Genomic DNA, 20481 nt, shown 5'->3' with positions numbered 1-20481 from the left:
CACGAGTCTCATCGACCAGCACCCGCAAGTCGATAGAGGAGGCCCAGCGCGTCTTGCGCGACCGTGGCGCCCGCCTCGCCGGACGTGGCGCCCTCGACGAGCTCGTCGAGGGCCTCCTGCGCGAAGCCGCTCAGGCCGAGGTCGGCGAAGTCGTGGCCGTCGGGGAGGACCGCGAGATCGGTGTGACGCTCCCAGGCGTCGAGGCGCGCGAAGAGGTCGCTCGCCTCCTCCAGCACGCCCTCGAGGTGGGCCATCTCTGCGGTGGACAGCGTGCCGCTCAGGGTCAGCCAGACCGCCGTTCGCTCCTTGTCGGGCATCTCTTGCAGCCGCTCGGCCAGCATGTCGACGTCGTCGCGCGACGACAACGGCGCGTCCACGACCTCGAACCGCCACCGGCCGACGTGCTCGCGCTCGACCGTGAGCGCCCCCGAGGAGGCGTCCACATCGATGACGAGGACGTTGCCGGGGTCGCTCTCGCGGCGCGAGGTGACCTCGGGCGCACCTGCGTACCAGATGCGGTCCTCGACCTCGGTGGTCGAGTGCCGGTCGCCCAGCACGGCCACGTGCACACAGCCGGTGTCGAGAGCCTTGAGGAGCGCAGGGACCTCGATCGCCGCGAGCGCGTCGCGATCAGGGTTGAGCGTGCTGGCGGCGCCGTGTCCGGCGACGACCCGTACGAGCCCCTCGGGCGCAGGGAGCAGCCCCGCGCACGCGTCCGCCACCAGGTCGCGTGTCGGGTGCTTGCTGAACCAGGGGGCGCCGACGATCTCGACCCCCTCGACCACCGCGTAGGGCGCACTGTCGCGCAGCACGTGGACGTGATCGGGCACACGATCTCGGAAGGCCTGGGAGTCGTAGATCGACGCGGCGTCGAGGGGGTCGTGGTTGCCTGGGAGCAGCACCACCGGCACCGTGAACGAGCGCAGGACCTCGAACGTACGGGCGACGATCGCACGGTCGAGCTGGTTGGACTCGAAGACGTCACCGCACACGACCACGAACGCGGCACCGCGCTCCTCGGCGACCGCGCCGATGCGTCGGACCGCGTCGAGACGGGCCTGCTGAAAGCGGGGGCGCGCCTCGTCGTCGAGGTAGTGCGCCGTCATGCCGAGCTGCCAGTCTGCCGTCGCGACGAATCGCATGCGCACCTCCCGGGGTTTGAGATCCGGGTCCCACCCTAGAAGCGAAGGCCGACACGATCGGGGACGCGCGCCGCACCTGGGGACGACCGGTGCCTGGGGAGAAGATCACACGGGCTGGGCGCCGGGCCAGGTCGTCGCCTCAGCGCCTGCGTCCACCGCCGCACGCAGCGCCTCCTCGCGCGGTACGCGGGCCGCGAGAGCGGCTGCCAGCGCCCCGGCGAACGCGTCGCCGGCGCCCGTCGTGTCCACCGGAAGCACCGGTGGTGGCGTCGCGGTCGCCTCTCCCCACGTGGCGCCGCGACCACCGAGCGTCACGCAGACCGCGTCGCCGCCGGTCGCGAGCCCGTACGCCGCGGCCTCGTGCTCGTTGAGGACCACCGGATCGGCCTGACGCAGCACCTCGGCGGGCAGATCCCGTACGGGCGAGGCGTTGACGACCAGCCGCGTCCCGGCCCGCGCGGCGACGCCGGCCACCGCCCGTACGGCCTCGTCGGCGATCTCGAGCTGCACGAGCACGACGTCGGCGGTCGCGATCATCTCCCGCGCCGCCTCGACGTCCGCGGCGTCGAGGCGGGCGTTGGCTCCCGGGGCGACGACGATCGAGTTCTCGCCCGCCTCGTCGACGACGATCAGTGCGGTGCCCGTCGGCGCAGCGGGAGTGAGGTGGAGGTGCGTGACGTCGACACCGGCGTCGGACATCGCGGCCCGGTATGCCCGACCGTCGGCGTCGTCACCCACGCGCCCGATCATCGCGACCGACGCGCCGGCCCGACGCGCCGCGAGCGCCTGGTTGGCGCCCTTGCCGCCGCGCAGGCGGACAAGGTCTCCGCCGAGGACGGTCTCGCCGGGTTCGGGGTGCCGCGCCACCGTCGTCACGAGGTCGACGTTGAGCGAGCCGACCACGACGACGGTGCCGACTCGCCGCACGTCGCCGAGGTCGTTCACCGCTGGACCGCCCGTGCCGTGTCGTCGACCTGCGATGCGCCCGGCCCGGCGCAGATCGTCGTGAGGAAGAGGTCGCTCGCCCGCGCGGCATCGATCTCGACCGCGACATCGACGAGGTGACCGAGCGACTCCACGCCGTGGACGGCATCCTCACCGAGGACGTACCGGCGGTCCACGACCGTCTGCCCCCGGGACCGTCCGGGCGCGAGCTCGACGTGCACCGGCCACCGTCGTACGGTCACGAGGTCGGGCCGCGCGACCACGCACGCCGCGCCCGCGTCGCCGATCAGCCCGCCGTGGCCGACCCGCGGGTCGGCGCGGATCACGTCGTGCGAGTGCGCGAGCAGCCGCCCGGCGAGCGCGACCGCGGGGTCGGGGTCGCCGCGCAGGACCTCGTACGTCTTGGCCTCGACCACGACCTGCGTGAAGACGTCCAGCCCGTACATCGTCACCGGTACGCCGGCGGCCAGGACGATCGCCGCGGCCTCGGGGTCGTGCCACACGTTGAACTCCGCCACTGCGGTCGCGTTGCCGCCGTCGACCGCACCGCCCATGAGGACGATGCCGGCCAGGTTGTCGCGGACCTCGGGGTACGCCCGCAGCAGCAGCGCGACGTTCGTCATCGGCGCGAGCGGGACCAGGGTGACCGGCTCGGGCGACTCGAGGATCGCCCGGCGCATCACGTCGATGGCGCCCCCGTCGGCGGGCTCGCGGCTCGAGTCCGGCAGACCCTGGTCGCCCATCGCGTCCGCGCCGTGGATGTGCCGGGCGTCGCGCGCCGGCTCGACGAGCGGGCGCTCGGCGCCGCGACCGACCGGGATGGCGGGGGCGTCGAGCGCGTCGAGGACGGCGAAGGTGTTGGCGACCACCTGGTCGACGTCGGCGTTGCCAGCGACGCAGCTGATCGCCCGGACGTCCAGGTCGGGGCTACGGACGGCGAACATCAGCGCCAGCGCATCGTCGACGCCCGTGTCGACGTCGAGCACGACAGGTGTCGGCGTGGTCGTGGTCGGCTCGAGCGAGGGGGTCATGGCTTCACCGTAGCCTCGCGACGCTGTGCTCGACCTCACTTGGGCCAGTGTGACCTTCCCGTTACCGTCGAAGGTTGGCGACGGGCCCCCTCCGTACGTTCCCGCCGCCTCTCGACCACCCCGAACCCCGAACCCCGAAAGGCTGCATGACGGCCCAGAAGAACGAGGAGATTGACGAAAGCACCCGTGTCCTGTCGGGTGTCTCGTCGAGCCAGGTCGTCGGTGGCGCTCTCGCCGCCATGACGGCCGCCGTCGCCGGCTCGTGGCTCGGTGTCGCCGGGACCCTCATCGGCGCAGCGGTCGGCTCGGTCGTGGCCACGGTCGCGGGCACGGTCTACACCAACTCCCTCCGCAAGAGCCGGCGTCTCGCCGAGGCCGCGCGGCTGACCACGCGCGCCGCGCTGGCGAACCGCGCCGCCGACGGCGGCCGGGGGACGGCGATCCTGCCGACGGCGCCCGACGCGGCCGAGGCGCTCGCGGAGGCCGAGGCAGAGGGCACGGCCGGTGCCGGTGACGCGGACCGCACGACCCAGGGCGACGACGCACCCAAGCGACTGATCTCATGGCGCGCCGCAGCCATCGCCACCGTCGTCAGTCTCGTCCTCGCCCTCGGCGGGATCTGGGCGTACGAGAAGGTCGCCGGGCACCCGATCGGGTCCAGCGAAAAGCCCGGGACGACCTTCAGTAACGTCCGCTCGGGCGGCTCGGACTCCGGCGACTCCGGCGGCTCCGACTCGGACCAGCAGGACCGCGACGAGAGTCCCAGCGAGGAGCACTCCCCCAGCGACTCACCCTCGTCCCCCACACCGACCCCCGAGCCCGAGTCGACGCCGTCGCCGAAGGCCGAGGAGCCGACCGTGACGCCGTCCCCGTCGGCCCCGCCGACCACCGAACCCGCCGATCCGACACCCTCTCCGGGCAGGGACGGCGAGGGTCTCGGCCAGCCCGAGCAGCCCGCACCCCAGGCGGAGACGACCGCCCCCTCGGTCGACGGATGACGTCGCTCCGGCTCGCCGGACCCGCGGACACACCTGGTTGGATGGACCGGTGACCTTCTCCTTCTCCGTGTCCGAGCGCCTCGCCGACTCCGTCGACGGCGCCCAGGGCCGTACCGGCGTGATCTCGACCCCGCACGGGGAGATCCAGACCCCTGCGTTCATCCCGGTCGGGACCAAGGCCACCGTGAAGGCAGTGCTGCCCGAGACGATGGCCGACCTCGGGTCGCAGGCGCTGCTGGCGAACGCGTACCACCTCTACCTCCAACCGGGCGCCGACATCGTCGACGAGGCCGGCGGGCTGGGGGCGTTCATGAACTGGCCGGGGCCGACGTTCACCGACTCCGGTGGCTTCCAGGTGCTGTCGCTGGGCGCCGGTTTCCGCAAGGTGCTCGCGATGGACACAGCCGGCCGTAGGGCAGACGACGTCATCGCCGACGGCAAGGAGCGCCTCGCGCACATCGACGACGAGGGCGTCACGTTCAAGAGCCACCTCGACGGGTCCAAGCACCGCTTCACCCCTGAGGTGTCGATGCAGATCCAGCACCAGCTCGGCGCGGACATCATCTTCGCGTTCGACGAGTGCACGACGCTGATGAACACCCGCGAATATCAGGAGCGCTCCGTCGAGCGGACCCAGGCATGGGCCGTACGGTGCGTGGCCGAGCACGAGAAGCTGACGATCGCGCGTACGGGCAAGCCCTATCAGGCGCTGTTCGGCGTCGTACAGGGCGCGCAGTACGAGGATCTGCGGCGGCGGTCGGCGCAGGGGCTGGTCGAGCTCGGGTCCGACGGCCCAGGGTTCGACGGCTACGGCATCGGCGGCGCGCTCGAGAAGGAGCAGCTCGGCACGATCGTCGGCTGGGTGTGCGACGAGCTGCCCGAGGACAAGCCGCGGCACCTGCTCGGGATCGGTGAGCCGGACGACCTGTTCACCGGGATCGAGAACGGCGCCGACACGTTCGACTGCGTGAGCCCGTCGCGGGTCGCGCGCTCGAGCCGCGTCTACACGCACGACGGCCAGCGCAACCTCGCGGTCGCGGCGTCGCGCCGCTCGTTCGTGCCGATCGACGCGGAGTGCGACTGCTACACGTGCGCGCACTACACCGAGGCGTACCTGCACCACCTGTTCAAGGCCAAGGAGTACAACGCCGCGACGCTGGTGACGATCCACAACGAGCGCTTCATCGTGCGGCTCGTGGACCGGATCCGCGCCTCGATCGAGGACGGGACGTACGCCGACTTCAAGGCGGAGTTCCTCGGCCGCTACTACGCGCGACGGGGCTGAGGCCGCGTCCGCGATTCGGGCAGTTCTCCACCCAACGGGCCGCCCGTTTCCGTGCAGAACTGCCCGAATCGGGGACGGGACGGGACGGTCAGCGCCAGTACGTGGGCTCGCGCGACTTCAGCCAGCCGATCACGAGCATCGTCACCGGCATCACCAGCAGCTCGACGCCGACCTTGTAGACGAACCCGACGACCGCGTAGTTCCAGAACTGGCCCCACGTCGTGATCCCGATGACCGACGCGGCGATGGCGCAGAAGATCAGCGTGTCCGCGAGCTCGCCGACGCCGGTCGAGGTCGCGAGCCGCGCGAACAGCCCGCGCTCGGCCGTACGCGCCTTCATCCGCACGAGCACCACGCTGTTGAGGAGCTGGCCCACGACGTATCCCGCGAGGCTCGCGAGCACGATCTGCGGGACGAACCCAAGCACCGCCTCGTATGCGCCCTGGTTCTCGTAGAACGACGCGGCAGGCGCATGCTGCACCACCCAGAACGTCACCGACGCGATGATCGCCATCGCGAACCCCGTCACGATCGCGCGGCGCGCTGCCCGGAACCCGTACACCTCCGAGATGACGTCACCGAGCACGTACGCCAGCGGGAACAGGAACGCCCCGCCGTCGGTGATCACTGGCCACAGCTGCAGGCTGCCGACGCTCCAGGCGCCCGAGCCGATCTCGATGCCCTTGGTCGCGACGACGTTGGACACCACGAGCACCACGCAGAACGCGGCGAGGATGACGTCGAAGTGCGTCGAGCCGCGAGAGGCGTAGCGGACCGCGCCGTCATGCGCGGGCGCCGCTCCCCCGTCGTCGCTCACGCGAACGGGGTCCGTCGGTCGAGCCGCAGCGACATGCGCCCCGCCCAGCGCCACAGCCGGGCCACGGCGTCGCGGTCCTCGTCGGTCACGAGGTTGCCCATGAGGCGCAGCGCGATCGTCATCAGCGCGTACGAGCGCATGCCCACCGGGCCGCCGTACGTCACGATGCCCGGCACGGTCAGCAGCCCCGCGAGCCGGCGCGCGATCGAGAACGCCTCGCCGTAGTGGCCGCGCAGCTCGGCGGGCCACGCCGCCGCGAGGTCCGCGCCGGAGACGAGCTGCTCGGCGACGAGCCGCCCGGTCTCGAGCCCGTAGTCGATGCCCTCGCCGTTGAGAGGGTTGACGCAGCCGGCGGCGTCACCGATCAGCGCCCAGTTGGCGCCTGCGACGCCGGAGACCGCGCCGCCCATCGGGAGGAGCGCGGAGGTCGGGGCGCGCAGCTCGTCGGCGAGCTCCCACTCCGTACGACGCAGGCGGGCGTAGTGCTCCATCAACGGGCGCAGCTGGATGTTCGCGGGGCGCTTGGACGTGGCGAGCGTGCCCACGCCGAGGTTCACCTCGCCGTCGGCCAGCGGGAAGATCCAGCCGTAGCCGCTGAGCACGGCGCCGTCCTCGTCGCGCAGCTCGAGGTGGCTGGAGATCCACGGGTCGTCGCTGCGGGCGGACTTCACGTACGACCGCGCCGCGACCCCGTACGCGGTCTCGCGGTGCCACTCGCGGCCGAGGACGCGGCCCAGCGAGGAGCGGACGCCGTCGGCGACGACGACGCGGTCGGCGGCGACGCGGTGCGGGCCGCGCGCGGTCTTGAACACGACTTCGCTGACGCGTGCGCCGTCACGGACCACGTCGACCGCGCGGGCGCCGTCGAGCGGCGTGGCGCCGGCGTCGAGGGCGGCGGCGCGGATATGGGCGTCGAGCTCGGTACGCGGGACGGCCGAGCCGTAGTCGGGGAGGGAGCCTCCCGGCCAGGGAAGCATCAGCGTCTGGCCGAACCCGGCAGCGCGCAGGCCGCGGTTGATGCCGTGGCGGCGGACCCAGGGTCCGAGGTCGAGTCTCTCCAGCTCGGCGATGGCGCGGGGGGTGAGGCCGTCGCCGCACGTCTTGTCGCGGGGAAAGTACGCCGCGTCGGCCAGGACGACATCGAGGCCGTGCCGCGCCGCCCACGCTGCGGCCGCGGATCCCGCGGGGCCGGCACCGACGACGAGGACGTCGGTGCGGGTGGGGAGGCTGGCGGCGGGTTCGGGACTCACGCGGTCGATTGTGTCATCCGTCCGCAGCACAATGGGCCGCATGCTCCTCTCCGAGGTCGTCGACACCTCGCGCGCCGTCGCCGCGACGCGGTCTCGCCTGGCGAAGCGGGCCGAGATCGCCGCGCTGCTGCGGCGTACGGACCCGAGCGTGCTCGCGCTCGTCGTGACCTACCTGTCCGGTGAGCTCCGCCAGCGTCGTACGGGGCTGGGGTGGGCGTCCTTGCGCGACCTCCCTCCTCCTGCGGACGCGCCGACCCTGACGATCGAGGAGACCGACGCGGCGTTCGAGACGATGGCCGGGCTCGCCGGTCCCGGATCGCAGACCGCCCGCGCCGAGACGGCGTACGCCCTGTTCTCCCGCGCGACGGCCGACGAGCAGCGCTTCCTCGCGGGACTGGTCTCGGGCGACGTCCGTCAGGGTGCCCTCGACTCGGTCGTGCTCGATGCCGTGGCCGAGGCCGCCGACGTGCCGGCAACTGCGGTGCGCCGCGCCGCGATGCTGCAGGGGGCGAGCGCGCCCGTCGCCCTCGCGGCGATGACCGGCGGAGTCGAGGCGCTCGCTGCTGTAGGCCTGGAGCCCGGCCGCGCCGTCCGCCCGATGCTCGCCTCGTCGGCGCCGGACGTCGCCGAGGCCCTCGACAAGGTTGGTCCCGCGCTGCCCGCCTCGGTCGACACCAAGCTCGACGGCATCCGCATCCAGGTGCACCGCGTCGGCGACGACGTCCGGGTCTTCACGCGCAGCCTCGACGACATCACCGAGCGGGTCCCGCAGATCGCCGAAACCGTACGGGGGCTGGCGGCCGACCCGCTCGTCCTCGACGGCGAGGCGTTGATCGTCGAGCGCGACGGACGGCCGGCGCCGTTCCAGGACATCGCGTCACTCGGCGCCACCCACCCCCGTGACGCCGCGCCCGACCTGCGCTCCAGCGAGGACGTCCGGGTGCTGTCGCCGGTGTTCTTCGACGTGCTGCACGCCGATGGCGACGACCTGCTCGACCGTCCGCTCCACGAACGGCTCGACGTGCTCGAGCGGGTCGCGCCCGGCCTCGGCGTGCCGAGGCTGCGTACGGCCGACGCCGAGGAGGCGCAGGCGTTCTTCGCCGATGCGGTGGCGTCCGGCTACGAGGGCGTGGTCGTGAAGTCGCTCGACGCCCCGTACGACGCGGGTCGCCGGGGTGCGGCGTGGGTCAAGGTCAAGCCGCGCCACACCCTCGACCTCGTCGTGCTCGCCGTCGAGTGGGGGTCGGGGCGCCGCAAGGGCTGGCTGAGCAACATCCACCTCGGCGCGCGCGATCCCGACGGCGAGTTCGTGATGCTGGGCAAGACGTTCAAGGGGATGACCGACGAGATGCTGGCGTGGCAGACCGATCGGTTCACCGAGCTGGCCGACGGACCGACCGACAGCCACGTGGTCCAGCTGCGGCCCGAGCAGGTCGTGGAGATCGCGTTCGACGGCGTGCAGCGCTCGCCGCGCTATCCCGGCGGTGTCGCGCTGCGGTTCGCGCGGGTGCTGCGCTACCGCGACGACAAGCGGCCCGACGACGCCGACACGATCGAAGCCGTACGGTCGCTCCTCTGACGGGGCCGGCCTACGACGCTGACCGCTCCGGTGTGAGGCGATCGTCCGCGGTCGCTTCGGCGCCGTGGGCGGGTGGGTTGATCTCGGCCCACACCGCATCCAGCGAGAGTCCGAGGACGTCGGCGATCGCCGCGATCGTCGAGAAAGCGGGGGTCGCGACGCGGCCCGACTCGATCTTGCGGAGAGTCTCCGGCGAGACACGGGCATCGAGCGCGGTCGCGAGCATCGAGCGCTCGCCCCTCGCGCGACGCAAGAGCGCACCGAGGCGCTGTCCGCGCTCGACCTCTGCGGGTGTGAGCGGCAACCTGACCATGGGTCCGATACTAATACCGGGATAACATGACCGGGATAGTTATTGGGAACGAGAGAGGCGACGCATGATCGAGATCCTGACCCCCAGCCGACTGCCCGCAGCACGGGAGACGGGTGCCCTGGTCGCCCACATCCTGCAGACGCTCAAGGGCCGCGCCACGGTTGGCACGAACCTCCTGGACGTCGACCGGTGGGCCAAGGCGATGATCCTCGAGGCGGGTGCAGAATCCTGCTACGTCGACTACGCGCCGTCCTTCGGACGGGGGCCGTTCGGCCACTACATCTGCACCTCCGTCAACGACGCCGTGCTGCACGGGCTGCCGCACGACTACACGCTCGCCGACGGCGATCTGCTCTCGCTCGACCTTGCCGTGTCCCTGGGCGGAGTCGTCGCCGACTCCGCGATCAGCTTCGTGGTCGGCGAGGCCAAGCCCGCGGAGAGCGTCGCGATGATCGAGACGACCGAGCGCGCGCTGGCCGCCGGGATCGCCGCTGCCCGCCCCGGCGCGCGCGTCGGCGACCTCTCGCACGCCATGGGCTCCGTCCTCAGTGAGGCGGGCTATCCCATCAACCTCGAGTTCGGCGGTCACGGTGTCGGCTCGACGATGCACCAGGACCCGCACATCGCAAACACCGGGCGGCCCGGTCGCGGCTACAAGCTGCGCCCCGGCCTGCTGCTCGCCCTGGAGCCGTGGATCATGGCCGACACCGCCGATCTCGTCACCGACGCCGACGGGTGGACGCTCCGCAGCGCGACAGGCTGCCGTACGGCGCACAGCGAGCACACGATCGCCGTCACCAGCGACGGAGCCGAGATCCTGACGCTGCCGAGGTAGACGGGCGCGGAGCACGATTCGGCAACGACTCGCGACTCCCCCGTACGACGGGCCGTGGCGGGTGACACAGTGCACAGCATCCCGCCCCCTCTCTCGGAGTCGACATGGTCATGCAGCCCCACAACTGGGCCCTGCTCGCGTACACGCTGGCGTCCCTCTCCCTCGTGGTCGCCCTCGTCGTGCTCGTACAGCGCGGCTGGGCGCTGGGCATCCGCGAGAGCGTCCTGCCGCTGCTCGTCACGGTCGGTCTGGCGTACGACAACACGCTGCTGACCTTTGGCGCCTCGTGGGGCGAGAGCGCCGCGCTCGAGGCCGCCTCGTACCCGCGCTACCTCATGCACGCGCTCTTCACCCCACTCCTCGTCCTGTACGCCGCACGCGTCGCCCAGCGGTGGGGCGTCGCCGGCTTCCAGGGACGGCGCAGCCTTGCGATCTGGGGCGCGCTCACCGCGGTGATCGTGGCGCTCGGCCTCTCCGGCGAGGTCGGGATGCACCTGACGCCCGTGACGACCGACGGCGTGCTCAGCTACAAGCACCTCGACGGCGCTCCCCCGTTCGCCGAGATCGCGACCATCGTCGCCTTGATCGTCATCGGCGTCATGGTGCTCCGCCGGGCGCGGTGGCCGTGGATCCTCGCGGGCGCGGCGCAGATGTTCGTCGTCGCCGCCGTCGCCGCGTCGAACGCGATCGTCACGAACCTCGGCGAGGTCCTGCTCCTCGCGGCCATGGCGTTGACCGCCCGCGAGGTGCTCCGCCGGGCCGTCCCCACGGGCGTCCTCCGCGCGGACGACGCCGCCACCGGGACCGTACGCGCGGCGGGCTGAGGTCGCTCCCTGCGTCCTGCCGGCAGAACCAGGCGGAGAATGGAGGGACCCGTTCGTCCGCCCGCGGAGGAGGTTCGATGGCACGCTCACGGAAGGCGCGCGAGTCCGACATCGACGAGGTCGCGCTCGCCCTCCCCCGTACGACCAAGGTGCCCGGCTGGGCCGGCCTGCCGTCGTACCAGGTGAGCAGGAAGTTCTTCGTCGGCTACCGCTCGCCCCGCCCGGATGCGCTCGACGCCGCGACCGGTGAGCGGCTGACCGACGTCCTCGTCTTCCGCGTGCCCGACGAGGGTGACAAGCTCGCGTTCGTCCAGGGCGACGGGCCGTGGTTCACGACCGACCACGTCAACGGCTACAACGCCGTGCTGCTGCGGCTCGCGCACCTCGGTCAGCTCACCCGCGACGAGCTCGCCGAGGTCATCGAGGACGCCTGGCGGTCGCAGGCACCGAAGACGGTCGTGAGGCGCTGGGAGGACGAGCGTCCCAGCTGACGAGAGAGGTGCTCGGATCAGGAGACAGGCTGAGGCGTGCGGCCCTAAAGTGCGGCCGTGAGCCTCGACCTCGACACCCGCCGGGCGCTTCGGCGACGAGCCGTCGTCGTGCCCATCCTGATGATCCTCGCGGTGGGACTCCTGGCCCTGTACGTCGTCTCGCCACTCGACACGGGTGTCTACACCCTCGCTTTCGTCGGGCTCCTCGCTCTCACGGGGACGGCTCGCACGGTTGGCCCTGAGGTCCCGCTCCAGGCGCTCCGCCCACTGCTGCACGCACGCGGCGCGGCCACCGCCGTCGTGCTGCCGAACGACCCGCGTCCTTGGGAGTCTCGCCGCACGCTCCGACTCCGCATCGGCACCGACGACTACCAGTGGGACGCCCGTCTCCCGAAGGGTTGTGTCCCGTACCCCGGCGGCACGCTCGACCTGCGCGGCGATGTCCGGGACGGTGGTTGGGTGCTGGCGCTCGATCCGGCCCACGGGACCGCCTATCCATGCAAGCGGCTGCGGCTGCGCGCGAGTCCCGCGGCTGCCGCCCGTGGCGACTGACGACACGGTCGACACGATCCGGACGGAGCTGCGTAGACGGCTCGCCGGTCTCGCGATGGCGGCCGTCCTGGGTGTCGGCGCGGTCACGTTCTGGTACGTCGTCTCCGGGAGCACCGAGCTCGGCGACCTGCGCCGCGCCCGCGCGCTCGCGGCCACCCAAACGCCACAGAAGGCCGTCGTCGTCGACGTCGAGGACCTGTCCGCGAAGGAGTCGGAGGGTGTCGGCGGCGGGTCTGCTGTCGTACGACTTCCCGACGGCGCTCACGCCGACCTCTGGACCCTTGATACGGGACTCGCCGTGTTCTTCGGCGGGCCGGACGAGGGCGAGCGCCTCGAGGTGCTGGTCGACCCCGAAGAGCCGACCTGGGCGGCCAGCGCGGCCGACGCGGAGGCGTCGCTTCTCGCCCGCGCGCGCTTCCTGGCCGTCAGCTTCCTCCTGCGCGGCGGCATCCTCCTGGTGCTCGCGCGGCGCCTCCTCAGTGTCGGCGACTCGATCCCCCTCCGCGCGTTCCGCACCCTCCTGTACCCGCGCGACCATGTCAGCGCCGAGGTGGTCGCGGTCCTCCACTCAGACAAGCGCAAGCCGCACCGCGTCACCCTGCGGATCCGCGTGGGCGAGGACGAGTACAGCTGGGACGCCACGCTTCCCCCGGAGTGCGTCCCGTACGCCGGCGGAACGCTCGACCTGCGCGGCGACGTGCGCGACGGCGGCTGGGTGATGGCCGTCGACGAGAAGTACGGCGTCGCCTATCCGCGGTCGCCCCTGCGCCAGTGGGGTGCCGAGCCGCCGACCCAGTCGTGGCACCCGCCCGAGTCTGGACGCGTCACCAACAGGTGGTGACTCAGCCGCCCGCGTCGCCCGCGCGCGCCTTCACCGCCGCCTCCGTACGGCTCGTCACGCCGAGCTTGCGCAGGATCGCCGACACGTGGACGGACGCCGTCTTGCGGGAGATGAACAGCCGCTCGCCGATCTCGCCGTTGCTGAGCCCCTCCGAGACGAGCCCGAGCACCTGACGCTCGCGCTCGGTGAGCTCGGCGGGATCACCACGCCGCACGACAGCGTCGAGGCCACCACTCTCGAGCAGCTCCTCGGCGCGCCGGACGACGAGCCCAGCGCCGATCGCGCTGGCTGCCGCGACCGCCTCCGCCAGGCGTGCGCGGGCGCCTGCCCGATCGCCCGCCTCGAGCCGCGCCTCGCCGTCACGCAGCAGCGCGTACGGACGCAGATGGGCGGGCCCCTCGGCCTCGGCCACCGCACTCCACGGCCCCTCACCGAGCTCGGCGGCGAACAGCGCGGCCAAAACGGGATAGGTGGGCCAGGACTCGCACTCGTCGACAAGCGCACGGTACGGAGCCACATCAGGCACGTCCTCAGCGCCCGACCGTCGAAGCACACCGATGGCCCTCGCGGCGACGACCGCCACCGGCAGCTCGTACGCGGGGCTGCGGTCCTGGTCGTCGCGCCAGAACAGGACCTCGTGCGCCAGCCGCAGCGCCTCGTGCGGATCGCCCCGCAGCAGCGCGAGCTCACCGAGCATGGCCGCGACGCGGGTGCGGACCTGCTGCTCGAGGCGGCCGAAGCGCTTCCAGTCGGCAAGCTTGGCCCGCGCGATCGCCTCGGCGGACTCCACGTCGCCGCGCCACATCTGGAGCCACGCCCAGCGTTCGCGCAGATAGACGGCGAACATGCTGTCGGAGACCAGCGGGATCGCGCGTTCGTACCAGGCAGCAGCCTCGTCCCACCGACCCAGCGCGATCATCGCCTCGGCGGCGTTGCCCTCAAGCATGGCGTCGGTGCTCCACCCCGACCCGAGGCCGCGCGAGCGGCGAGCGCCCTCGGAGGCGAGCGCGAGCGCCGTCTCGTACCGGCCCCACATGAGGTGTGCCTCGGAGGTGTTGGTGTAGCAGCGCGACAAGGAGATCCAGTCGTCCCCGGCCAGCTCGCGACAGCGCTCGAGGTCGTCGAATCCGCCCGCGTCACCGATCGTCACCCGGCACACGCCGCGCATGTTGAGCGCCAGCGACACCTCGCGAGTCGACCCTGCGGCGGTCGCGGTCTCGTAGCAGGCAGTGGCGGACGCGATCGCCTCGATCGACCGCCCGTCGAGCATCGCGTCACGACTCTTCGTCACCAGCAGGGTGGCCCGGACCTTGTCGTTGTCGCCCGGCGGCACCAGCGCGAGCGCCCGGTCGAGGAAGGCCCGCCCCTCGGTGCTGCCGGCCTGAGCCGCGATGACGGCTGCGTCGTCGAGCGCCCCGGCGAGCCCGTAGCGGTCGTCGTCCGGCCACTCCGCCAGCGCCTGATGGGACAGCGCGAGCGCGCGCTCGAGACGGGTCGTCGAGCGCACCGAGTCGGCGACCCGGGCCAGCAGCTCATGGTGCGGCATGCCGGCGACCGTCTCGGCGCCCGGCACCATCTCCCACAGCTCGAGCGCACGCTCCCCGAGCGCAGCAGCCGTCGTCCACGACCCCGCGCGGTCGGCGGCCTGCGAACCGATGACGGCGGCGGCCAGGGCTTTGTCGAGCACCCGCGCACGCCACCAGTGGTCGGCGATCGCGGACTGGCGCGCCACAGTCGTCGGAGAGGTCTCCAGCGCCTGCGCGTACGCCGAGTGCAGGCGACGACGCTCCCCAGGAAGGAGCTCGGAGACCACCGCCTCCTGGACCAGCGCGTGCCGGAATACGTAACCGTCCTCGTCGCCCTCCAGCACGGCCGCCTCGACCGCCTCGCGGGCGGCAGGCTCGGCGTGAGCGATCGCCTCGGCTCCCAGGGCGTCGGCGAGCAGGTCGTACGGGGCGCGCGCGCCGGCGGCAGCGACCTGCCGACAAAATTCCTGGGCTCCCGCCGAGAGGCGCGAGTAGCGAAGGAGCAGCATGTCGCGCAGCGAGTCGGGCAGGTCGACGCCCAGGAAGCCGACGAGCTCCTCGACGAAGAAGGGGACGCCCTCGCTGCGTTCGACCAGGTCGGCGAGTCCGGGGCCCACGTCCTCGGCGTCGAGCAGGGCCGCCGCGAGCTGGGCGACCTCCGTCGGATCGAGGCGAGGAAGGTCCACGCGCGTGATCAGCCGCGCCCGCTCGAGCTCGGCCATCGTCGTGCGCAGAGGGTGGCCGCGGCCGACGTCGTCGCTGCGGAAGCTGAGGACGAGGAGGACCGACTCGTCCGTGCCCGTGCGGGCCAGCCGCGCCACCGTCGCGCGCGTCGACTCGTCGGCCCAGTGCAGGTCCTCGATCACGACCACCATCGGGCGCTCGCGGCCCACGGCGGCGAGCAGCCCCGCCACGACGTCCGGAAGCCGACCGGGGCCCACGTCGGTGCGGACGTCGATCAGCCGGGGCGCGACCAGGCCGAGCGCGTCGGCACCCGGACCAGCGGCCTCGAGCGTGCGCTCGGCACCGAGTGCGGCGACCAGGTCACGGAGGACACCGTCGAGCGCCGCGTACGGGAGGGGGCCGGACCCGGAGTCGGCGCACCAGCCCCTGAGGACGAGGGCTGCCTCGTCGGAGCCGACGCGAGCGACGAACTCCGCGAGCAGCCGGCTCTTGCCGATCCCTGCCTCGCCAGCGACGACGACGGTGCGTGGCGTGCCCGCACAGACGTCGGCGAAGGCGTCACGCAGCGTCGCGAGCTCCTGGGCGCGACCGACGAGCGGTGCATGGACTGGGGACATGCTTCTCATCGTGCCGTACGACGCTGACCGCCTCGCAGTCCCCGTACCAGCGACCTACGGGCGCTCGGGCGACCCGGTCGCCACGGGCCGCGCAGGGTCGCTGACCCACTCGCTCCAGGACCCCGCGTAGAGCGCGGCGTCGACGCCGACGCGGCGCAGCGCGAGCACCTCGTGAGCGGCGGTGACGCCCGATCCGCAGTAGACGGCGACCTCCGCGCCCGGCACCGCTCCGACCGCCGCGAAACGCTCCGCCAGCGACGCGACGGGCTTCCACCGACCGGCGTCGTCCACGTTGTCCGTCGTCGGGGCGCTCCGAGCGCCCGGTACGTGCCCCGCTACGGGGTCGATCGGCTCGACCTCTCCCCGATAGCGCTCGGCAGCCCGCGCATCGAGCAGCACACCCTCGCGCGCGACCCGAGCGGCCCCGTCGGCATCGACGAGACCCAGATGCCCCGGGTCGGGCGTAAAGTCGCCGTCGCCACGGGCCGGTTCCTCGTACGACACCGGAAGCCCCGCGGCGAGCCACGCCGCCCACCCGCCGTCGAGGAGGCGTACGTCATGGTGGCCGAAGTACGTCAGCAGCCACCATGCACGCGCGGCCGCCATCCCGCCCGCGGCGTCGTACACGACGACCGTGCGGTCGTGCCGGACCCCGGCGCGCCGCATCGCCGCGGCGAACCGCTCCGGGTCGGGCAGCGGATGCCGCCCGCGCCCACCACCAGGGGGATCGGCCAGGTCGTTGTCCATGTCGACGAAGACCGCGCCCGGCACGTGCCCGGCCTCGTAGTCGCCCCGTCCGGGCGGGCCGCCGAGCGTGTAGCGGACATCGAGCACGACCGCCTCCCCCTCGCGTACGAGCTGCTCGAGGGTGGGCACGGTCACCAGGGGCTCAGAATTCGGCTCGGCGGTGGGGAAGTCAGGCATGGGCACACGGTAACCTCGTCCCTCGTGGCGAGCTTGCTCTTCTTCACCGGGACGATGGACAGCGGGAAGTCCACGCTGGCCCTGCAGACCAATCACAACCACGCAGCGCGTGGAAGGGTCGGACGGATCTTCACCAGTCACGACCGCGCGGGCGGTGGTCGGCTGTCGAGCCGCCTCGGCCTGTGGACCGAGGCGTACGAGGTCGACTCCGACTTCGACTTCTGGGACCACATCGTCGGCTCGCTCACCGCGGGCGGCCGGATCGACTACCTGATCTGCGACGAGGCCCAGTTCTACACCGCCGCCCAGGTGGAGGCGCTGGCCCGGATCGCCGACGAGCTGCAGATCGACGTGTTCGCGTTCGGGATCCTCACCGACTTCAGGGCATACCTCTTCGAGGGCTCCGCACGACTCGTCGAGCTCGCCGACCGCATCCAGCCGCTCCAGGTGGAGGCGCTGTGCTGGTGCGGCAAGCGCGCGACCCACAACGCCCGTACGGAGAACGGCATCATGGTGACCGAGGGCGACCAGATCGTCGTCGGCGACGTCGACGATCCCGGTCAGCCGACACCGAACGTCGGGTACGAGGTGCTGTGCCGCCAGCACCACCGTCGCCGCATGACCACCGCGCGTGCCCGCGCCGTCACCACGCTGAACGACCCGCTGCCCTTCAACGGCTGAGCTCCCGGCCGCGGCCTGAGCCGTCAGCCCACCGACAGCAGCCGGAACACCTCGACCGGCTCGGACTTCCCCTTCAGCTCCAGGAAGCCCAGCGGCTCCGCCTCGGCGTCGGGCAACAGCGCGAGCGTCGCCGCGCTCACCGCGACCCCGCCCGCAGGTGCCTTGCCCTCGATGCGCGACGCGGTGTTGACGGTGTCGCCGATGACCGTGTGCGTACGCCCTCCGGCGGTGCCGAGCACGCTCACGGAGACGGGCCCGGAGTTGATCCCGACACGGAAGGTCGGCCAGCCGGGATTCTCCGCGAGCACGGTCGCGGTCGCCTCCTGCAGCGCGAGTCCGGCGAGCGCCGCCCGCCGCGCGTGGTCCGGCTGGTCGCCCCGCCGGTTGAAGGTGACCATGAGCGCGTCGCCGATGATCCGGTCCACGTCGCCGCCGTACCGTCCCGCCACCGCGGGCACCGCGACCTCGAAGTACGCGTTGAGCATCTGCGTGACCTCGCGCGGCTCGTGCGCCTCGGAGAACGTCGTGAACCCCTGGAGGTCGGCGAACAGGATGCTCATCTCGCGCTCCCCCTCGGTGGTGTCCTTGAGATAGAGCGCCGCGAACCGCTCCTCGTGCCACTGCGACCGCGCCACGAGCGCGACGAGCAGGACCGCGGCAAGCATCAGGACGTGCCACTCCCACCACGACAGGTGCCAGTTCCGGGAGAACGCGACCGCCACGGACGCCTCCGCGAGCAGCACGAAGGCCGACGCGACCGCGAGCGGTAGCGCCGCACGGCCTTCGCGCCACAGGCGCAGGTAGCGCCACGCCGCCACGGCGAACCCGACGACCGCCGCACCGGCCGTCGCCGCGAGCACGCCGTCGACCTGCTCGGGCACGACGCCTTCGTCCAGCGGCCAGACCCGGATGAGCGACAGGGCGGCCCACCCGGCCACCACCACGACGATCGCGGCCCGCAGCAGCGGCGCCCGGCGTACGATCGCCACGTCCTGCTCCCCACCGAGGTCGCTCCCCGACCACACCGCGAACACCGCGCCGAGCACGAGACCGACGGGCGTCGCGAGCACGAAACCCGCGTTCGGGGTGGTCAGGAGCACGCCGGGAGTCGCGAGTGCGTGGAGTCCGAGGAACGCCGCCGTGACGAAGAACGCGTACGAGGCCAGCAGGACACGCGCGTCCCCGCGCTGGAGCGCCGCGGCACCCATCGCGTACGCGATCAGCGCCCCGACCACGGCGGCAGCGAGCACGAGCCAGAAGTGCGCGGGGTGGTCCTCCCACGCGACGTCGATCTCGGGCTGCCAGAGAAGCAGCGCCAGACCGACCAGCGGGAGCGCGAGCGAGACCGCGAGCGCGACCACGCCGGTGCGCCCGGTCACGCCGGGCCCGGCCGCGCGTCGCTCAGGCATCGTCCGCCGCCAGACACTCGTGGACCTGCGAGACCACCACAGAGCCCTCGCCGACAGCCGCCGCGACCCGCTTGACCGAGCCGCTGCGCAGGTCGCCGACGACGAACACGCCGGGCATCGTCGTCTCGTACGGCCGCGGTGGCCGCTCGCGGGGCCACGCTCCGGAGGCCGCGGCGTCCGTGCCGGCGAGGACGAACCCCCGTGCGTCGCGCCGGATGCCGTCCGGGAGCCAGTCCGTACGAGGCTGGGCACCGATCATCACGAACAGCCCGTCCGTCCGCAAGGGCTCCGTGTCGAGCCCCGTACGACGGTCGCGGAGCACGACGTGCTCGAGCCAGCCGTCGCCCCCACCACCGACGACCTCGACCTCGGTCCGCACCTCGACGACCTCCGCAGCATCGATGGCGTCGACGAGGTACTGCGACATCCCGGACTCCAGCGTCTCGGCGCGGACGGCGAGCGTGACCTTCTCGCAGTAGCGGGCGAGGTGGAGCACGGCCTGCCCCGCCGAGTTGCCGCCTCCGACGACGACAGCCCTGCGCCCCGTCATTGCGTGCGCCTCGGACACGCTCGCGCCATAGAACACGCCGGCACCGGTGAGCGCCTCGAGCGCAGCGACGCCGAGCCGCCGGTACGAGACACCGCTCGCCAGCACGACCGCTCGCGCCGTGACCGAGCCGAGCTCGGCGATCTCCACCTCGAACCCCGCACCCAGCGGCCGCAGCCCGACGACCTCACGCATCAGCAGCACGTGCGCTCCGAAGACCCACGCCTGCTGATAGCCGCGCTGCGCGAGCTCCGCGCCGCTGATCCCGCGCGAGAAGCCGAGATAGTTGCGGATGAGCGAGCTCGACCCCGCCTGCCCGCCGATCGCCTCGCTCTCCACGACGAGCGTGCGCAGACCCTCCGACGAGCCGTAGACCGACGTCGCGAGCCCAGCCGGTCCCGCACCCACAACCACCAGGTCGAACGCGCGGTCGTCGTCGAGCGTGGTCCTGACGCCCCAGGCCTCGGCGATCTCGACGTCGCTCGGATCGGTGAGGACCGGTGCGCCCGCGATCGCCGGCATGGTGACCAGCACGTCCACGCCCGAGAGGTCGTGTCCGCGCTGGCGGACCACGCGCTCGACCCGGTCGGCCAGATCCGTCCCGCGTTCGCGATAGGCGTGCGGCACGCCGTTGCGTACGAGCAGGCTCCGGACCTCCGCCGCGCGGGGCGAGCTGCGTCCCGCAACCACGACGACCTCGCGCATCGTCGTCGCGTCGCTGCGGGACCACTCCTGCACGAACTCCGCGACCGTACGGTGGAACAGCTCGTCGCGCGTCGTCCACGGCTTGAGCACGTAGTAGCTGACGTCGCCGACCGCCACCGCGGACAGGATCGTGCGAGCGATCTCGCGACTCTTCCAGTCGCCCCACTCGACGAGCAGCGCGCGACGGGCGTCCGGATGCAGCGTGCGGGCGGTCGTCAGGATCGTGTCGCGCTCGTCCGGGGCGAACGCGTGGTCGACCAGCACCACCGCGACCGGGGCAGCGTTGTCGTGGGCGCGCTCCAGCGTGCGTACGGCCTCGGCCGCCGTCAGCTCCGCGCGGACCCGGTAGCCGTTGCCGAAGGCGCGCTCGAGCTCTCCCTCGAGTCGCTCGAGGGAGGCAGGGTCGCGATCGACCGCGAGGAGCAGGGGACGCGCGGCGCCTCGCACGCGGGCGTGGGCCATGACTCGACGCTAGTGACCCAGCG

General features: G+C 72.5%; 19 protein-coding genes. 9 read left to right on the top strand and 10 right to left on the bottom strand.

All coding sequences use genetic code 11. From position 1 onward, the window contains the following. Positions 1 to 8: 8 nt before the first annotated feature. The 3 genes from H4N58_RS08440 to H4N58_RS08430 all read right to left on the bottom strand — a co-directional run bounded on the left by H4N58_RS08440 (position 9) and on the right by H4N58_RS08430 (position 3118). Positions 9 to 1142, bottom strand: coding sequence for a metallophosphoesterase (locus tag H4N58_RS08440; protein WP_167008689.1), 1134 nt, complete (start codon positions 1140 to 1142; stop codon positions 9 to 11). Between the two features lie 105 nt (positions 1143 to 1247). After that, the gene (locus H4N58_RS08435) at positions 1248 to 2087 is read right to left on the bottom strand and encodes a ribokinase (protein ID WP_243843128.1); all 840 of its coding nucleotides are present in this window, start codon (positions 2085 to 2087) and stop codon (positions 1248 to 1250) included. Further along, positions 2084 to 3118 (bottom strand): nucleoside hydrolase, encoded by a 1035-nt coding sequence (locus H4N58_RS08430; protein WP_167008686.1) that lies wholly within the window; start codon positions 3116 to 3118, stop codon positions 2084 to 2086. Before H4N58_RS08430 ends, H4N58_RS08435 begins: the two co-directional genes overlap by 4 nt. A 146-nt stretch (positions 3119 to 3264) precedes the next feature. Between H4N58_RS08430 and H4N58_RS08425 the strand changes: the two genes are divergently transcribed. Together H4N58_RS08425 and tgt are read left to right on the top strand one after the other, a co-directional pair. Further along, positions 3265 to 4116 carry a hypothetical protein gene (locus H4N58_RS08425; RefSeq protein WP_167251846.1) on the top strand — a complete coding sequence of 284 codons (852 nt, stop codon included), beginning with the start codon at positions 3265 to 3267 and terminating at the stop codon, positions 4114 to 4116. Between the two features lie 49 nt (positions 4117 to 4165). Beyond that, a complete protein-coding gene (gene tgt, locus H4N58_RS08420) occupies positions 4166 to 5401 on the top strand; it encodes a tRNA guanosine(34) transglycosylase Tgt (protein WP_167008680.1) in 1236 nt (411 codons plus the stop codon). Between the two features lie 88 nt (positions 5402 to 5489). On the opposite strand, the gene H4N58_RS08415 is transcribed toward tgt, so the two are convergent. Both H4N58_RS08415 and H4N58_RS08410 read right to left on the bottom strand, forming a co-directional pair. After that, complete coding sequence (locus H4N58_RS08415; RefSeq protein ID WP_167008676.1) at positions 5490 to 6218, bottom strand: queuosine precursor transporter; 729 nt, start codon at positions 6216 to 6218, stop codon at positions 5490 to 5492. Continuing rightward, on the bottom strand, positions 6215 to 7468 hold the full coding sequence (locus tag H4N58_RS08410) for a geranylgeranyl reductase family protein (protein WP_243845170.1): 1254 nt from the start codon (positions 7466 to 7468) through the stop codon (positions 6215 to 6217). Before H4N58_RS08410 ends, H4N58_RS08415 begins: the two co-directional genes overlap by 4 nt. A gap of 40 nt (positions 7469 to 7508) precedes the next feature. Here H4N58_RS08410 and H4N58_RS08405 point away from each other — a divergent pair, with 40 nt between their 5' ends. Next, positions 7509 to 9047: an ATP-dependent DNA ligase gene (locus tag H4N58_RS08405; RefSeq protein WP_167008670.1), complete on the top strand. Its 1539-nt coding sequence runs from the start codon at positions 7509 to 7511 to the stop codon at positions 9045 to 9047. A 10-nt stretch (positions 9048 to 9057) separates the two neighbouring features. On the opposite strand, the gene H4N58_RS08400 is transcribed toward H4N58_RS08405, so the two are convergent. Beyond that, a complete protein-coding gene (locus tag H4N58_RS08400; RefSeq protein ID WP_167008667.1) occupies positions 9058 to 9360 on the bottom strand; it encodes a helix-turn-helix domain-containing protein in 303 nt (100 codons plus the stop codon). A gap of 64 nt (positions 9361 to 9424) precedes the next feature. Between H4N58_RS08400 and map the strand changes: the two genes are divergently transcribed. The 5 genes from map (at position 9425) to H4N58_RS08375 (ending at position 12903) form a co-directional block, all read left to right on the top strand. After that, a complete protein-coding gene (gene map / locus H4N58_RS08395; protein WP_167008663.1) occupies positions 9425 to 10195 on the top strand; it encodes a type I methionyl aminopeptidase in 771 nt (256 codons plus the stop codon). A 104-nt stretch (positions 10196 to 10299) separates the two neighbouring features. Then, positions 10300 to 11019, top strand: coding sequence for a hypothetical protein (locus H4N58_RS08390; RefSeq protein ID WP_167251848.1), 720 nt, complete (start codon positions 10300 to 10302; stop codon positions 11017 to 11019). A gap of 77 nt (positions 11020 to 11096) precedes the next feature. Beyond that, positions 11097 to 11510 (top strand): MmcQ/YjbR family DNA-binding protein, encoded by a 414-nt coding sequence (locus tag H4N58_RS08385; protein ID WP_167251849.1) that lies wholly within the window; start codon positions 11097 to 11099, stop codon positions 11508 to 11510. A gap of 57 nt (positions 11511 to 11567) precedes the next feature. After that, positions 11568 to 12062 (top strand): hypothetical protein, encoded by a 495-nt coding sequence (locus H4N58_RS08380; RefSeq protein WP_167251850.1) that lies wholly within the window; start codon positions 11568 to 11570, stop codon positions 12060 to 12062. Next, positions 12052 to 12903, top strand: coding sequence for a hypothetical protein (locus H4N58_RS08375; protein WP_167251851.1), 852 nt, complete (start codon positions 12052 to 12054; stop codon positions 12901 to 12903). The genes H4N58_RS08380 and H4N58_RS08375 overlap by 11 nt, the downstream gene beginning before the upstream one ends. Before the next feature lies 1 nt (position 12904). Here the strand turns inward: H4N58_RS08375 and H4N58_RS20810 are convergent, their stop codons facing one another. Then, a complete protein-coding gene (locus tag H4N58_RS20810; RefSeq protein WP_167251852.1) occupies positions 12905 to 15730 on the bottom strand; it encodes an AAA family ATPase in 2826 nt (941 codons plus the stop codon). A gap of 54 nt (positions 15731 to 15784) precedes the next feature. Next, positions 15785 to 16654 (bottom strand): sulfurtransferase, encoded by an 870-nt coding sequence (locus H4N58_RS08365; RefSeq protein ID WP_167251853.1) that lies wholly within the window; start codon positions 16652 to 16654, stop codon positions 15785 to 15787. Positions 16655 to 16678: 24 nt separating this feature from the next. On the opposite strand from H4N58_RS08365, the gene H4N58_RS08360 reads away from it, so the two are divergent. Beyond that, complete coding sequence (locus H4N58_RS08360; RefSeq protein ID WP_167008638.1) at positions 16679 to 17335, top strand: thymidine kinase; 657 nt, start codon at positions 16679 to 16681, stop codon at positions 17333 to 17335. A 23-nt stretch (positions 17336 to 17358) separates the two neighbouring features. Here the strand turns inward: H4N58_RS08360 and H4N58_RS08355 are convergent, their stop codons facing one another. Together H4N58_RS08355 and H4N58_RS08350 are read right to left on the bottom strand one after the other, a co-directional pair. Next, complete coding sequence (locus H4N58_RS08355) at positions 17359 to 18744, bottom strand: adenylate/guanylate cyclase domain-containing protein (RefSeq protein WP_167251854.1); 1386 nt, start codon at positions 18742 to 18744, stop codon at positions 17359 to 17361. Then, entirely contained in the window at positions 18737 to 20458 is a 1722-nt protein-coding gene (locus tag H4N58_RS08350; protein ID WP_167251855.1) for an FAD-dependent oxidoreductase, read from the bottom strand. The genes H4N58_RS08355 and H4N58_RS08350 overlap by 8 nt, the downstream gene beginning before the upstream one ends. Positions 20459 to 20481 lie beyond the last annotated feature (23 nt).

It is taken from the genome of Mumia sp. ZJ1417 (assembly GCF_014127285.1).
Classification (GTDB): domain Bacteria; phylum Actinomycetota; class Actinomycetes; order Propionibacteriales; family Nocardioidaceae; genus Mumia.
The sequence above is the reverse complement of the archived record's forward strand: the minus strand, read 5'-3'. Positions and strand labels throughout refer to the sequence as shown.

What these genes read in the sequence shown, in the direction of transcription:
- map (WP_167008663.1), top strand. Translation starts at nt 9,425, where the DNA reads ATGATCGAGATCCTGACCCCCAGCCGACTGCCCGCAGCACGGGAGACG.
- H4N58_RS08425 (WP_167251846.1), top strand. Translation starts at nt 3,265, where the DNA reads ATGACGGCCCAGAAGAACGAGGAGATTGACGAAAGCACCCGTGTCCTG.
- H4N58_RS08355 (WP_167251854.1), bottom strand. Translation starts at nt 18,744, where the DNA reads ATGCCTGAGCGACGCGCGGCCGGGCCCGGCGTGACCGGGCGCACCGGC.
- H4N58_RS08350 (WP_167251855.1), bottom strand. Translation starts at nt 20,458, where the DNA reads ATGGCCCACGCCCGCGTGCGAGGCGCCGCGCGTCCCCTGCTCCTCGCG.
- H4N58_RS08440 (WP_167008689.1), bottom strand. Translation starts at nt 1,142, where the DNA reads ATGCGATTCGTCGCGACGGCAGACTGGCAGCTCGGCATGACGGCGCAC.
- H4N58_RS08365 (WP_167251853.1), bottom strand. Translation starts at nt 16,654, where the DNA reads ATGCCTGACTTCCCCACCGCCGAGCCGAATTCTGAGCCCCTGGTGACC.
- H4N58_RS08400 (WP_167008667.1), bottom strand. Translation starts at nt 9,360, where the DNA reads ATGGTCAGGTTGCCGCTCACACCCGCAGAGGTCGAGCGCGGACAGCGC.
- H4N58_RS08405 (WP_167008670.1), top strand. Translation starts at nt 7,509, where the DNA reads ATGCTCCTCTCCGAGGTCGTCGACACCTCGCGCGCCGTCGCCGCGACG.
- H4N58_RS20810 (WP_167251852.1), bottom strand. Translation starts at nt 15,730, where the DNA reads ATGTCCCCAGTCCATGCACCGCTCGTCGGTCGCGCCCAGGAGCTCGCG.
- H4N58_RS08385 (WP_167251849.1), top strand. Translation starts at nt 11,097, where the DNA reads ATGGCACGCTCACGGAAGGCGCGCGAGTCCGACATCGACGAGGTCGCG.
- H4N58_RS08430 (WP_167008686.1), bottom strand. Translation starts at nt 3,118, where the DNA reads ATGACCCCCTCGCTCGAGCCGACCACGACCACGCCGACACCTGTCGTG.
- H4N58_RS08390 (WP_167251848.1), top strand. Translation starts at nt 10,300, where the DNA reads ATGGTCATGCAGCCCCACAACTGGGCCCTGCTCGCGTACACGCTGGCG.